Consider the following 14,044-nt stretch of genomic DNA (forward strand, 5'->3'; position numbering starts at 1 on the left):
TGTTGTTTTAAAAAAGTCAACTGCAACCGGTCTGCCGATTGACAGTTCGGTCGCTTTCCGCTAGATTAGGTCCGGATTCGGGGAGGAGACAATGCTCAATATTGGCAAAAAGATTCTCGTCGCCGTTGATGGGTCACCACAGTCCGACAAGGCGGCCGAAGAGGCGGTCCGACTCGCCGCTGCCGCCGCCAGTCGAATGAAAAGCATAGTCTATGCCGTTTTGGTCCTGCCCAGCATGCGCCCCCCCTCTTTTACCGATTTTTTCCCGTCACCGCCGGTAACCGAACGACCCAATTGGGAAGAGACCAGGAAACGGCTCTTCTACGTGGTCGAGAAGGTCGCCGCCGAACAGAAGGTCCCGCTGGAAAGCCTCGTTGTCTATGGAGATGCTGCCGAGGAAATCCTGAACCTTGCCGAGGAGAAGGAGTGCGATGTCATCGTTATCGGCTCTTCCGGCAAGGGACGGATGAAACGAACCCTGCTCGGGAGTGTTTCCACCAAGGTTGCCCTTCACGCCCGCTGTTCAGTCTACATCGTCCGCTAGGTTCCCCCTCTCCCCGTTTCCCCTCCCGGCTGTCAGGAATTAGATGATCGCTGCCTGCGATGGTGCCGGGTGGCGTGTCTCCGCGCAGAGATAAGCGAAAATCTCCGCCATCGCCTCGCGAATCTGGCTCTCTTCTTCCGGAAATTCATGGGGAGACAGTTCCAGGACCAGGGAGGCGTTATAGCCGGTTTCCCGCAGGTGGTTTAAAAAACGGGTCAATGGCAGGACGCCATGCCCGGGCAGGAGATGTTCGCGGCCGTAGCCATAATCGGAAAAATGGATGTTGCGCATGCGCCCGGAATTATAAAGCAGGTGGAAATCGTGCAGGAAGTCAGCCTTCGAGGAACCCATGTGAGCGGTGTCGAAGGTCAGGAAGAGGTTGTGGGCATCGATGAAGTCAATCATTTTCTGGGTCTGGGCGAGGAGGTAGGGGTTGAGACCAAAGGCGCCGGTGGCGGGCATGTTTTCGATGGTAATCTGGACCGTGTCCTGCCCGAGAAAGCTCTGGAAGTCCTTGACTTTATTGAACCAGTTCCAAAACCGGAACTCAAGGGCCATCCAGGCGGGGGGATGGAAGTTGATCAGCGGCACCTCGGCCTGCAGCGCCAGTTCGGTGGTGCGAATCACCTGCGCGATTTTGTCACCCCAGCCGTCAAGTTCCAGAAACGGGGCATGTAACGAGGCGATGGGGAGAATCTGCTGCAGGTCCTTGAGCAGGGCGAGGTTATCCCCGTACTGGAAATCATAGCCGATAATGACTTCCATTCCTTCGAACCCCGTATCCCGGGCAATTTCAAAAACCTTGTCCAGGGGGAGTGTATAGAGACTGCCTGCAGACAGTATCAGCTTGATCACGGCGTTGTCGTTTTTTGTAGAACGCTTTTTTGAAAGTTACTTTTTCTACCGGGAACAACGGGCCTTGTCAAGGGGCTCGATGGGGGTGTTTGTCCAAGACTCAAGAGGGCAGCGGCTGTGGTGTATTAGCGGATAACAATGGTTGGCAGCCCATCAGGGGCTATGAACCTCCTCGGCGAGGAAGCGGCGAATTTCCTCGGGAGGTTGCGGCGTCGCCAACGAGGTGGCAATCATGACGAGGATAACCAGTGGAGCGCCGAGGAAGGCGGAGGAGGTTGCTGGAAAGAGGGTGCCGAGCAGGCTTCCGGTCGGCAGCAGCATCGCTCCGAAGGTGATCACGATGCCGGTCAGCATGCCGGCGATGGCGCCCTGCTTGTTGGCCCGATCCCACCAGATGCCAAGGAGAAAGACCGGGAAAAGGGTGTTGCCGGCGAGGGCGAAGGCTACCGCGGTGACCTCCGCTATCAGCCCCAATGGCTGGGCCGCGACGAGCAGCACCAGCGCCGCCAGTACCAGGGTCGCCCCCTTGGCGATCTGCATCCGTTCCTGTTCGGTCGCCTGGGGATTGAGGAAACGGCAGTAGATGTCGTAGGAGAAGGCGCCGGCTCCGGTGATCAGCAGACCGCTGACGGTGGAAAAGGCCGCGCTGATGGCACCGACGGCGATAATGCCGACGGCCCAGATCGGTACCCCCGCCCATTCGCCGGCCTTGATGACCACCAGGTCCGCCATATCCGGAGGGAGAGGGGGGGTTCCGTTCCTGGCTTCCCAGAGGTGGGCGAAGGTCGCATAGGCCGGAGCGCTCCAGTAGAGCAGGCCGATAAAGCAGAGGCCCCAGACGACGCTCCAGCGGGCGTCACGGACATTGGGGACGGTATAAAAACGGGACAGCACGTGGGGCAGGCCGGCGGTGCCGACCATCAGGGTGATGCAGAGCGCCAGCCATTGATAGGGGGTGCCATGGGCCCAGGGCGCCGTTTCCATCCGAGCCGGAGTGGCGGCGAGGTCCTGCAGGGCCTCACCGTAGCTGAACTGGGGGAGCAGCCAGTTGTAACCGAGTTTCCTGGCAATCAACATCAGCGGGATGAGGAAAGAAAGTATCAGGACCGCATACTGAAAACGCTGGTTGCGGGCAGCGCCGAGGATCCCGGAGAGCACCAGGTAGGAAATGACCACCAGGGTTCCGAGCAACAGGGAATGGGTATAATCGAGGCCGAAAATCCAGGAGAAGACCAGCCCGATCCCCTTGTACTGGGCGATGCAATAGATCAGCGAGATCAGGATTGCCACCACCGCGGCGATCAGCCGGGCCAGCGGCGAATCGTAGCGGGCGCCGACAAATTCCGGCGCGGTATATTTGCCGAAGCGGCGGATCTGACCCGCCATCAGGATCAGCAGCAGCACGTAGCCGCCAGTCCAGCCGACCACATAAGCAAAAGCGAAATAGCCTTTCAGGTAGAAGATGCCGGCGATGCCAAGGAAGGATGCGGCACTCATCCAGTTGGAGGCAATGGCGGCGCCGATGCCGATGCGGCCGATGGAGCGGACGCCGATACCGTAATAGGAGGACCCGGTTTGGCGGCGGAGGCTGCCGAAGAGCCCGACCAAAAGGAAGATCACCAGCGCCAGAACCAGCAGCAGGGCTGGCGTTGCCTTGAAGGCTTCAGTGGACATGGCGGCCTCCCCCGTGGGCGCGTGGATGGCGGTAGCGATCGATCAGATGGTCGACGAGGAGATTGAACAGGAAACAGAGGAGAATGAACCAGAGGATGAGAAATTGGCCGCTGAACCAGTAGTGGAAAGGAAAGCCGAAGATGGTCGTGGCGGTCAAAGGGCCGGTGCCGTCGGCCGTCCATTCCGCCGAAACCAGGTAGAGGGGGAAGCCGAAGATCAATAACCCCCAGCCGGCCAGCATCAGCCAGATGAAGCGTACTTCCCGGCGCATGAACCCGGGGCGGGGCCGAAAGAAATTGACCCGGTAGTCTTTCTCCGGCGCCTCGACTTTGCTCCCTCTGGACATCGAACCCTCCTTGTCGCTGCTGAAGTGACCCGGCCGGGTCACCGCGCCGATGACAAAATCAAGATGGTTGTGGCAGGTCGATTATGCCACAGTGCAGGCCGCCAGATCACTCTCCTCTGCTGCCGGTTTCATCACTTCGGCAAGAACGCTGGTGGCGAAGCTTCCCCGCGGCAGGGCAAAGGTGAGCAGCAGGTCGGAGCCCTGCCGGGTGACGTTGACATCGGCCAGGGGCACCCGCAAGGGGCGGCGCTCTCCTTCCATGCTGAGCCCTTCGCCGAGGCGAAAGTCGGCGGGGCAGAGCTTCTCCTTGTCGAGCAGCGCTCGCTCCAGCAGGCCGGCCTGACCCGCTGCGAGGGTCACCTTGTAGCCGAAAAGGGGGGCGGAGGGGCTGATCTCGAAGGCGTCGGCCCGGGGCTGTTCGGCGGCGGGGTCAAGCACCGAAAAGCAGGCGCCGTTGGCGTGTTTATAGGCGAGGTCGCCGCTCCAGAGGGTGCCGAGAGAGGTAAGGCGCATGGTCACCAGGCGATCGAAGAGGTGCGATTGCAGGGCTGAAAGGTAGAGCCGCAGGAGTTTGCGCGGCAGCCCCATGAGTGCTGCCCTGGTAGAGCTGCCGTCCCGCAGCTGCTGCAGCATCCGCCGCTCGTCCCGGAAGCGCCGGGGGAGGGCTGCAAGGGCCGTTTCGATATCGCCGTTGCTGAACGCCTCTGCCGCCTGGCGCCAGCGCGGGTTGCTGATCGCCTCCGGGGTGCCGAGGATCTCGCGGACCGCGACGTCGAACTCCCCCTGCAGCAGGGCGCGGCCAACCCGGTGAGAATTGCCGAGGGCACCATAGCGCTGCGGGCCGAAGCGGTTGGGGACGCCGAGGTCCGCCAGCACATGGAGAATATCAAGGGCCGCATCAAGAGCGCCGGGTCCGACATCGCGAACGCGGATGACAAAACGATTGCCGGCCAGGTGGCCGGTGCGAAGCTTGTTGCGGTGGCGGGTGGCACTGAGGATGCGGACCCCGGGAATCGTCAGCGCCAGGGCGCGCGCCGCATCGACACCGGGCACCGAGATCGTCTGCCGGGTGGTCGCCCGGGCGTCCTTGAGCCCGGCGTAGCCGAGTTCCCGCTCCTTGACCCCCAACGCCCGGGAGACCTGCTGGAGCAGGTCAAAGGTCGTCAACCCGGTCTTCTCGACCTCGAGGTAGAGGTGATCGCCCTCCCCGCAGGGGGGATAGAGGGGGATCTCCTCTACCCGGAAGTCCTCAGGCGAAACCTTGATGCGCCCGCCGATGCCGGGGAGGGAAGCGGTCAAAAAGGTCTCAGCCATTGCCGGCGTTGCTCCAGCGAACCCTGAATCCGGTTTGCACCGCCGGCAGTTCGGCCGGGTCGGCCAGCCAGCACGGGTCGCGGTAAGCGTGGAGAAAGTGGATCGGCTGGCCGTGCTCGAGGAAGCGGCGCATGTACTTGGAGCGGGGGTAGCCCGGCAGGTCGGTGACGACCGGGGCCGGGAGGCGGTTGCGAAACCCGGGGAGGGTCGCGATCTGCTCGGCGACCTCGGCGGCATAGTCGGCTATGTCGCTGCTGAAGAAGAGCTCACCGGTCGGCGCCAGGTGATAGAGGAGGGTTTGCAGGAAATCCCGGTTGACCAGGCGCCGCTTGCGGTGACGTTTCTTGGGCCAGGGGTCGGGACAGTTGATGTAGATTGCCGCCAGCTCGCCGGGCTTGCAGAAGTGAACGAGAAGGTAACGGGCTTCGAGGCGCAGGACGCGGACGTTGTCGAGGCCCTCTTTTTCCAGGCGGCGGCAGGTTTTCAGGCAACCCTTGTTGTAAATGTCGATAGCGAGGAAATTGGACTCGGGTTTTTCCCTCGCCAACTGCAGGATGAAGTCGCCGATGCCACAGCCGATTTCCAGCTCCAGCGGAGCCTTGCGGGAAAAGAGACCGGAGAGATCAGCGCTGGTAGCGAGGACCTCTTCAGGGACGAAGAGTGCTGAATCGATCGGGATGATTCGCTGGGTCATGGGCAGGGTCCGTTTCTCGGCGGTGTAGCGGAACCGGTTCCTTGGACACAAGTTTAGATTATGCCGCCTGACGGATTTCGTCGGGCGACCTGAAGCCGTTTTTCTCGACACGCCATTCGCTGTTGTAAAGCTCAACGAAGGTTTTTACTGCGTTGCGAACATCATCGACATTGCGGAATACTCGGCCATAGATGGCTTGCTCTTTCAAGGTGCGATTGAACCGTTCGGCCACTCCGTTGGTCTGAGGTTCGGCAACGAAGGCAAAGCTGGGAGTGATCCCCCAGAACTTGATTTGGTTCTGAAAATGGTCGGAGAGGTACTGGGGGCCATGATCCATACGCAGGGATAGCCCTCGGGCAATTCCTTTTTCTACGCTGCCGTAAAGGCGGCTCAGGGCCATGGACAGCGGTTGAAGGGCGGCATAACGGTCGCCGGTCTTACACACATGCCAGCCGACGCATTCGGCGTTCCAGTGCTCCACGGCGGTAAAGATCCAGACCCAGCCCTCGTCAAGAGTGAAGACGCGAGTACCATCGGTGCCCCACATCAGGTTGGGGGCCAGGGTGATGATCTTGCCATCATGCGTCTTGGCGGCCTTGGGACGACCCCGGTGCGGAGAAAGCAGATGGTTCTCGCGCATGAGCCGCAGAACCCGTTTGCGTGGCACGCGGTGGCCATCGCGGTAGCGTAACCGCCCCCAGACCTTGCGGTGCCCCTCGCCCGTGAACGGAGAGGCGGCCAGGTCATCACGGATCAGAGCCAACAGGTTCTCGTCGCTGATTAACGGCCTTGGGCCACGACGTTTGAGAACCGCTGGCGCAACCGGGCGCGAGGCATGGTAGAACGAGGAGCGAGCCTGCTCCCAGATAGCGCAAACCCGTTGAACGCCGTAGGGCCTGTCGGCTCCCAGGGAGATCGTTTGGCTCATTTCGACGACCTCCGTTTGGCTAAAGGGCCGGGTTTTTTAACCCGTTCCCACAGCAGTTCGTTCTCCATGGTCAACTCGCCGATCCGGCGCATGGCCTGGTTGAGTTCCGCCTGAACGGGATCGTTCTGGCGCTTTTTCAGCGACTCATCGATCCCGGCCAACGCTTTCTCCCGCCACTGCTCCAGGCGGTAGATCTCAATACTCAGCTCGCGGGACAGCTCGTCCACCGATTCGCCCCGCAGCAGACGCAGGACAACTTCACGCTTGCGGGCAGCACTCCAGCGTTGTCCCTCGGCCAACGGCCCTGTAACGGTTTCGTTCTGGTTCTGTTTGGTCATTTTCAATCTCCTTGGACACGAGGACTTTACCCCAATTCAGTGTCCAAGAAAACCGACGCCGCCCCACCGTTTCTCGGCGGTCAGCATTGCTCGCGGACGTTACCACAGGGAGGTGGTTTTTTCAACCACGGAGGGAGGTTAGCGGAGTTCGGCGAGGAAATCGACAAGGGTTTCGATGTCATTGGCCGGGAGGTGGTTGAAGGCTGGCATGCTGCCGTCGCTGTTGCGGCTGCGCGGGTCGAGGAGCTGTTGCCGGAGCTGTTCCCGGGACAATCTCGCGCCCACCCCCGTCAGGTCTGGCCCGACCGTCCCCCCCTCACCGCCGAGGCGGTGACAGCCCTTGCACCCCTGCGCGTTGAGAAGCTCTCGGGCCTGGGCCTCATCGGCCGCTGCCGTCTGGGTCAGGGCCAGGGCGGAAAAGAGCAGGAAGGGGAGCAACAGGTAGCGTGACATCATCGAGCTCCAAGGTATGCCAGCTGTCGGATGATCGGCGGCGCCCCCCGGCGAATCAGGGACAGCGGCGAGCCCTTTGCGCCTCGGGGCGCAGTAAAACGAAACCCCGCCATCCGGGACCGGCGGCGGGGCCTGTTGACCATGACAGAAACCGGCTCAGGGGACGGCGGTAGAAAAATAATGCTCGTGCGCGTCCGACTGCTGGATGGCCTCGCTGAAGCTGACGCCGGCCGGCTTCATGATGATGATCGCCATGATGCCGATGATCAGCAGGGCGGCGCTCCAGTTGAGGAGGGCGGTCAGCCAGGGCCAGTCGGCCTCCACCTTGGTCCGGGGCTCCTCATCGCTGTTCGGTTCCTCGTCGCCGCGCGCGCGCGCGGAGCGCCGCAGCAGCCGCCCCGACGTCAGAAAGATCAGGGCGGAAACGACGAACTGGGGCATGACCTCGATCGAAAGGGTCCCGGTGGCAAGCATTACCCCGTAAAAGGCCATGGCGCAAAGGCCGAGCAGGGTCAGGTGTTGGCTCATTTTGGCATTCATCGCTTACCCTTGCAGCGCAGGTCGTACCGGGTTGCGCTGCCTTAATTTTCGCAATTTCCTCGCTAAAATTACCCGGCGGCGCAGAGAATGTCAAGCCTCGCGGCAGCGGTCAGGGGGTGCCGACCGGGGTGCGGGTTGCTGTCTGGCGGCGACGACCGGCCTCGAAGAGGAGTCGCAGAGTGCCGTTGTGCAGGGCGACCACTCCGGCAGCCAGGGCGAGCCAGCCGCCAGCCATGCGCGGCAGGGGCGCGGCGCCGAGTTCACCGACGGCGAGGAGGAGCAGGCTTGCCAGCAGCAGGCCAAGGGTCGCCTGCAGACCTCGCCCCCCCTGTTCAACGCCGACAAAGAGGACCGCGGTAAAGAGCCCCCAGATCGCCAGGTAGGCTCCGGTCGAGATGGTTGCCGGGGAATGGCCGTAGCCGGCGGCCGGCAGGGCAATCATGCCCAGCAGCGAGAGCCAGAAGAGGCCGTAGGCGATGCCGACAACCGCGCCGAGGGGGGAGTGGTGCCGCCAGTCGGCGATCCCGGTCAGGACCAGGCCGATCCCGCCGTAAAAGAGGCCGGTACCGAGCAGTCGTGGGTCAAGGGTGAAGAGGCCGCAGTTGTGGAGCCCGTAAAGGCTGGCCGTCGCACCGAGGAAGAGCAGGGCAAGGGGGGCCGGCGGCAGTGACAGCTGCGGTTCGTGGCGGGAAGTTTCAGGCATGAAGTCCTCCTTGAGCGCCTTGGGCGGAAGCCCGGCGTGGGGTCGGCTGTCCCTCAACAACCGACCCCACCTGGTGCCGAGAGATGGAGTAACGTGGTTTTGTTTTAGCAACCGGCGTACCAACTCCGAGGATTCGGGGAAAAAATTAATTTACCTTTAAAAACAAAGGTTTTGCGCCATCCGCCGCCAGCGTCGGCGCGCGTTGCGAAGGGTATCATTTTGCAGCTTTGCAAAAAACGGGCGGCCAGCGGCCGGACGGAACCAGGCCGAAAGTCGCCGGAAGTATTTTGCCCCCAGAAAATAGGCTTTAAATTCAAATAGTTGGGGTTTGTTTTGAGCGGGCGGGTCGGCGGATTTGCGGGAGAGCAAAAGCGCTGGTGCGTTTTTGCAGTTGTGCGAAGGTTGCGGGGTGCCCCGGGGGGCAGGCTCACTCCTGGTCTTCCTTGCGCAGGTCGTACTTCTTCAGTTTGCGGTAAATCGTGGCCATGTTCATTCCCGCTTCCCGGGCCGCCGCCTCGACGTTCCATTGATGGCGGCGCAAAAGTTCCCGGAGATAGGAGGTTTCAAAGCGCGCCATGGCGGAGGCGTAGTCGCTGTCGTCTTCCTGCTCCTCGGTTACTTCTGCAGGCGGTCCGGTCGCAATGAACTGGGAGAAGACCGGCAGGGTGATGGTCTCCCCCGTCTCGATGGCCATTGAAGCCTCGATGGCATTGCACAACTGCCGGATATTGCCGGGCCAGCCGAAATCGCAGGCGACCGCCAGTGCCTCCGGGGTCAGCCCTTTGACCCGGGTGCCGAACTTGACGTTCTGTTCGCGGATGAAGTGAGCAATCAGCAGCGGGATATCGCTGCGGCGTTCCCGCAGCGGCGGCAGATGCAGGTTGACGACATTGAAGCGGTAGTAGAGATCTTCCCGGAAACTGCCGTCCTTGACCGCGGCCTGCAGGTCGGAGTTGGTGGCGGAGATGATCCGGACGTCGACCTTGGTTGGCCGGGTCTCACCGAGGCGCATGAATTCGTGTTCCTGCAAAAAACGCAGCAAAGTTTTTTGCACGTTCATCGGCAGGTTGCCGACCTCGTCGAGGAAGAGGGTGCCGCCGTCCGCCGCTTCCAGCAGCCCCTGGCGGTCCTGGGCGGCACCGGTGAAGGCGCCCTTTTTGTAGCCGAACAACTCGCTTTCCAGCAACGATTCGGGGAGCGCGCCGCAGTTGATGGCGACGAAACGCTTCTCTTTGCGCGGCGAGTTGTAATGCAGGGCCTGGGCGATCAGCTCCTTGCCGGTCCCCGATTCGCCGGTAATCAGCACCGAGGTGTCCCGGACCGAGACCCGGGCCGCCTTCTCCAGTACCGACTTGAGCCCGGCTGAGGCGCCGATGATCTTGTCGAAGCGGAACTTGCCGGCCAGCTCCTCGCGCAGTTCCCGGTTCTCCTCGATCAGGTGGGTCTGGGTCAGGGCGTTCTTCACCCGGTAGAGCAGCTCCTCCGGTTCGAAGGGTTTGGTCAGCATGTCGTAGGCCCCCTTGCGCAGGGCCTGGATCGACATTTCCACGGTCGCAAAGGCGGTGATCATGATGACCGGCAGGGTCGGCGCCCGTTCCTTTACCCGTTGCAGCACCTCCATGCCGTCCATCCCCGGCATCTTGATGTCGGTGATCACCAGGTCCCAGGCGGCAGGGTCGAATTCCTCCATCGCTTCAAAGGAACGGGTGTAGGCGCGGACGGCATAGTCGTGATCCGCGAGCACTGCCGTCATCATCCGGCAGAGGCCTTCCTCGTTATCGATCAGCAGGATACGTTTCTGGGTCATTCTTTGGGCCCCGTGAAGGAGGAAAAGTCAAGCTCGCGCATCAGTCGTGGTCGCGGTCGACGGGAAGTATGACGCTGATGGTGGTGCCGACGCCGACGCTGCTTTCCAGGTGGATCCGGCCGTGGTGCAATTCGACAATCTGCCGGGTAATCGCCAGGCCAAGACCGGTCCCGCGCGCCTTGGTGGTGAAGAAGGGTTCAAAAATCCGTTCCTGGTAATCGCTCGGGATACCCGCGCCAGTGTCGCTGAAAACCATCTTCACCCGGCCCGGTTCGTCCTGCTCGGTGCGGATGGTGAGGGTTCCCCCTTCGGGCATGGCGGCGCCGGCATTGAGGATCAGGTTGATCGCCACCTGCCGCAGCTGGTCGCCGTCGGCGAGCAGTTGCGGCAGGTCCGTCGCCAATTGGCGCTCGATGGTGACGTGGTGCAGGTCGGCGTGATTGGCGGCGAAATCCGCGATCTGGCCGAGGAGCAGGTTGAGGTCGGTCTCTTCCAGGTTCGGTTTCGGGGTGCGCGCATAGCTGAGCAGGTCCTGGACGATCTTCTTGCAGCGTTTGCTCTCCCGCTTGATCTCGTGGATGTAATGATAGTGGGGGTCTTCGGGGGCGAGTTTCCCCTCCAGGTAGCTGGCGTAGCCGAGAATGACCCCGAGGGGGTTGTTGATCTCGTGGGCGACCCCCGAGGAGAGGACGCCGAGGGAGGCCATCTTCCCCTGCTGGGCGAGAGCCGTCTCCATCTCCTGGTTGCGCCGCATGATCCCCGTCATGCGGTTGAACGCCGCCGCGAGTTCGCCGAGCTCGTCGTTACTTTCGATTTCCACCTGCTGGTCGAGGCGTCCCTGCTTGATGCGGCGGATGACGGCAATCATGCGGTGGATCGGCTCGGTCAGCACCTTGGCAGCGAGAGAGACGGTCAGGACCGAGACCAGACTCGCCATCAGGACCAGGACCAGGACGCTGGTGAGGGTCCGCCCCTTGATGGCATTCGCCTCCCGATAGAACTCATCTTCGTAGGAGCCGACCGCCACAATCCAGTCCCAGGGGGCGAAATAGGCGTAGCGCACGATCTTCATGCGCGGCGCGCGGTCGCCGGCGTTCTGCCAGGGATAGCGAATCCAGCCGGTCTTGTTCTCGATCATCTCACGGATGAAGGCATGCCCGGAGCTGTCGCGAGCCTCGAGGTGATTTTCCCCTTCGGCGTCGGGGTGAATGGTAAAGGTCCCCTTGCCATCCATGCAGTAAAGGTAGCCGGTCTGACCGACCTTCTTGCTTTTCAGCTTGGCCTTGAGCTCCTCGAAAGAGCGGCGCTCGAAGTCCATGTCCTCGTAGGTCTCTTCGAGGTAGCCGCTGGCGGCAATGATCCAGTCCCACTCCTTGAAATAGCGGAAGGCGGCGATCTTCTTGCGCGGCGCCCGGTCGCCGAGGACCGCATTGCGCCAGGGATAGATGATGTACTGGACCTCGCCGCTGGTCGAGGCGACCGCCGAGCGGGCCATTTCGCGGATAAAGTAGCGGCCGTTCTCGTCCTGTTCGTCCCAGATGTTTTCCCCCTCGCGGGCGACATGCATGGCGAGGTCGCCGGTGCTGGTCATGGCGAAGATATAGCCGGTGTCGCCGACATTGACCCGGCGCAGCGCCTTCTTCGCCTCCTCCCGCGCGGCCGCGAGAGAGAGTCGCCCCCTGCGGTACTGGCGATCTTCACTCTCGACCAGGTTGTAGGCGATATTGTCGAGCGCAGCGAGGTCGCGGATGAAGATCTTCTGCTTGTCCTGCTTGTAGACCTGGAACTGCTGGTAGTGGGAGTTGAGCAGGTCGATGGCGAAGGTCGCCATGTGATCGAGGTCGTCCTTGCTGGTCTGGGTAATTCCGAGGGAGGCCTGGCGCACGGCGATGTAACCGACCACGCTGCCGACGAGGACGATGGGGACGATCACCAGCGGCAGCACCACCACCAGCATCTTCCAGCGCAGCTTCAGGTTGTTGACGAATTTGAAGAGGTGTCTACTCATGGGCCCCGGTAATTCTTTGGAAAAATTAACGAATTATGCGGTATACGGGGTCCGGGTGTCAAGGGCGCGGCGGCGCGAAGTTCACGGGTGGCGCTCGCTTTCGGCGACAGGGTCGGGGAGGGCGAAAGCCCGACGGTATTGGCGGATTTCGATGATGACGATTTTCAGGATGCTGGCCACCGGTACACCGATGATCATCCCCAGCACCCCGTAGAGTTTTCCCCCCATGACGATGGCGATAATCACCCAGATGGGATGAAGGTTCGAGACCCGGGAGATGAGGATCGGGATCAGCAGGAAGTTGTCGACGATGATCTGGGCGATGAGGAAGTAGACGATGACAATCCACCAGAACTGGCCGCCCATGCCGAGATCGACCAGGGCGATGAGCAGGCCGGGGACCATGCCGATGAGCGGCCCGATATAAGGGACCAGGTTGGTGACCCCGGCGAAGACGCCGAGGAAGATCGCATAGCGGATGTCGGTGAAGGAGAGGCCGATGGTGACCACCAGGCCGACAATCGCCGCCTCGAGGATGCGGCCGCGGATGAAGTGAGAGAGCTGCCGGGTGACGAGGGCGGAGAGGTCGTGCGCCATTTCGAAATAACGGTTCGGCGCCAGGGCGATAAAGGTACGCATGATTTTGCGGCCGTCACGCAAAAAGAAGAAGGTAAAGAGCGGCACCATCAAAATCAGGCTGCCCAGCCGCAGCGCCTGGCGCGGCGACTGCACCAGGAGCTGGGCGACGAATTGCTCGACGGAGCGCCGCGAACGGCCGGCGAGGTCGTAATTCTCCATCAGTGGGAAGTGGGCCAGGAGAGTGGCCTGCAACTCCTTGAGGGCGGAGCCGAGCATCGCCGTGTAGCGGGGCAGGTCGATCTGGATCGATGCCCAGGTCTGCTGCCACTTGGGAATGAAGAGACTGGTCAGCAGGCTGCCGGCGATGGTGAGCAGCAGGTAGACGAGCAGGATCGCCGTCGAGCGGCTGATCTCCTCCCGTTCGACAAAGCTGACTGCGGGTTGCAGCAGGAAGGTGAAGATCAGGGAGAGGAGCAGCGGAAGAAGCAGCCCGGAGGTCGCGTCCCTGGCGAGTTCGAGAATGGTCGATGCCGAGAAATAGATCGCGAGGCCGCTGGCAATTGCCGCGGTCATGCTCAGGTAAAAGAGAAGATAATGGACCCGGCCCTGGCGCTGTTTCAGGAACTGCTCGGAAGCCTTCATGTTTCGGCAGGCTGGGTGGCGAGGCGGGCTTCCTGCTCGGCGAGCAGGAGGCGCAGGCGGGAAATTTCCTGGCCCGCCGCCTGCAGCCGTTCGCTGACCACCCGGGTCAGCCCGAAGAGGATGCGGTTGGCGATGGCGGGGTGTTTCTGGGCGGCCTCGAGGAGGTCAGCGCGAAACAGGCCGATCAGCTCGGTGTGCTCCAGGACCCGGACCGAGGCGCTGCGGACCGCCGGGGCGGTCAGGGTGGTTTCGCCGAAGAAATCTCCACTACCAAGCTGCGCCAGTTCCTCTTCGCGGCCGTCGTCATGGTGCAGAAAAATCTGCACGCGGCCGCTGCGGATAACGTACATCCCCGAACCGGGATCGCCGGCGCTGAAGACGGTCTCGCCGGGATGGTAGCGGCGCAGGTGGACCAGGTTTTCCAGGAAACCGAGATCCCGACCCGCCAGCCCGGCAAAGACCGGCACCGTGCTGAGAAAGCCGCCGAGGGATTCCTCGGCGGGAGTCTTGCGGAAGATATTGCTCCAGAGCGGGTTCACTGCCGACCCTCCCAAGGGGAATAATAAAACGCAATTATACGCGTTTCGCCGCCGGTTGGCCAGTGAAATTGCATCCTTCC

General features: G+C 62.0%; 15 protein-coding genes. 1 reads left to right on the forward strand and 14 read right to left on the reverse strand.

What is annotated here, in order from left to right; translation table 11 throughout:
- Positions 1–91 precede the first annotated feature (91 nt).
- Positions 92–544: a universal stress protein gene (locus DBW_RS04620; RefSeq protein ID WP_066724918.1), complete on the forward strand. Its 453-nt coding sequence runs from the start codon at positions 92–94 to the stop codon at positions 542–544.
- Between the two features lie 39 nt (positions 545–583).
- On the opposite strand, the gene DBW_RS04625 is transcribed toward DBW_RS04620, so the two are convergent.
- The 14 genes from DBW_RS04625 to DBW_RS04690 all read right to left on the reverse strand — a co-directional run bounded on the left by DBW_RS04625 (position 584) and on the right by DBW_RS04690 (position 13,964).
- Positions 584–1,399 (reverse strand): sugar phosphate isomerase/epimerase family protein, encoded by an 816-nt coding sequence (locus tag DBW_RS04625; protein WP_335339862.1) that lies wholly within the window; start codon positions 1,397–1,399, stop codon positions 584–586.
- 153 nt (positions 1,400–1,552) lie between these two features.
- A complete protein-coding gene (locus DBW_RS04630) occupies positions 1,553–3,073 on the reverse strand; it encodes a VC_2705 family sodium/solute symporter (RefSeq protein WP_066724920.1) in 1,521 nt (506 codons plus the stop codon).
- Positions 3,063–3,419, reverse strand: a complete 357-nt coding sequence (locus tag DBW_RS04635) for a DUF4212 domain-containing protein (protein ID WP_066724922.1) — start codon at positions 3,417–3,419, stop codon at positions 3,063–3,065. Before DBW_RS04635 ends, DBW_RS04630 begins: the two co-directional genes overlap by 11 nt.
- 81 nt (positions 3,420–3,500) lie before the next feature.
- On the reverse strand, positions 3,501–4,733 hold the full coding sequence (gene truD, locus DBW_RS04640; protein ID WP_066724926.1) for a tRNA pseudouridine(13) synthase TruD: 1,233 nt from the start codon (positions 4,731–4,733) through the stop codon (positions 3,501–3,503).
- The gene (gene trmB / locus DBW_RS04645; RefSeq protein ID WP_066724930.1) at positions 4,726–5,427 is read right to left on the reverse strand and encodes a tRNA (guanosine(46)-N7)-methyltransferase TrmB; all 702 of its coding nucleotides are present in this window, start codon (positions 5,425–5,427) and stop codon (positions 4,726–4,728) included. The genes truD and trmB overlap by 8 nt, the downstream gene beginning before the upstream one ends.
- Before the next feature lie 58 nt (positions 5,428–5,485).
- Positions 5,486–6,355 (reverse strand): IS3 family transposase, encoded by an 870-nt coding sequence (locus tag DBW_RS04650; protein WP_066724935.1) that lies wholly within the window; start codon positions 6,353–6,355, stop codon positions 5,486–5,488.
- Positions 6,352–6,693 carry a transposase gene (locus DBW_RS04655; protein WP_066724938.1) on the reverse strand — a complete coding sequence of 114 codons (342 nt, stop codon included), beginning with the start codon at positions 6,691–6,693 and terminating at the stop codon, positions 6,352–6,354. The genes DBW_RS04650 and DBW_RS04655 overlap by 4 nt, the downstream gene beginning before the upstream one ends.
- A gap of 138 nt (positions 6,694–6,831) precedes the next feature.
- Positions 6,832–7,149 (reverse strand): c-type cytochrome, encoded by a 318-nt coding sequence (locus tag DBW_RS04660; RefSeq protein ID WP_082820180.1) that lies wholly within the window; start codon positions 7,147–7,149, stop codon positions 6,832–6,834.
- A gap of 153 nt (positions 7,150–7,302) precedes the next feature.
- Positions 7,303–7,674 (reverse strand): hypothetical protein, encoded by a 372-nt coding sequence (locus tag DBW_RS04665; RefSeq protein ID WP_157471768.1) that lies wholly within the window; start codon positions 7,672–7,674, stop codon positions 7,303–7,305.
- A gap of 121 nt (positions 7,675–7,795) precedes the next feature.
- Positions 7,796–8,389 (reverse strand): acetate uptake transporter, encoded by a 594-nt coding sequence (locus DBW_RS04670; protein WP_066724946.1) that lies wholly within the window; start codon positions 8,387–8,389, stop codon positions 7,796–7,798.
- A 427-nt stretch (positions 8,390–8,816) separates the two neighbouring features.
- The gene (locus DBW_RS04675; RefSeq protein WP_066724950.1) at positions 8,817–10,196 is read right to left on the reverse strand and encodes a sigma-54-dependent transcriptional regulator; all 1,380 of its coding nucleotides are present in this window, start codon (positions 10,194–10,196) and stop codon (positions 8,817–8,819) included.
- A gap of 40 nt (positions 10,197–10,236) precedes the next feature.
- On the reverse strand, positions 10,237–12,204 hold the full coding sequence (locus DBW_RS04680) for a cache domain-containing protein (protein ID WP_066724953.1): 1,968 nt from the start codon (positions 12,202–12,204) through the stop codon (positions 10,237–10,239).
- Between the two features lie 81 nt (positions 12,205–12,285).
- Positions 12,286–13,425 (reverse strand): AI-2E family transporter, encoded by a 1,140-nt coding sequence (locus DBW_RS04685; protein ID WP_066724956.1) that lies wholly within the window; start codon positions 13,423–13,425, stop codon positions 12,286–12,288.
- Entirely contained in the window at positions 13,422–13,964 is a 543-nt protein-coding gene (locus tag DBW_RS04690; RefSeq protein WP_066724959.1) for a Crp/Fnr family transcriptional regulator, read from the reverse strand. The genes DBW_RS04685 and DBW_RS04690 overlap by 4 nt, the downstream gene beginning before the upstream one ends.
- Positions 13,965–14,044 lie beyond the last annotated feature (80 nt).

Origin of the sequence: Desulfuromonas sp. DDH964 (assembly GCF_001611275.1) — a bacterium.
Lineage (GTDB): Bacteria > Desulfobacterota > Desulfuromonadia > Desulfuromonadales > DDH964 > DDH964.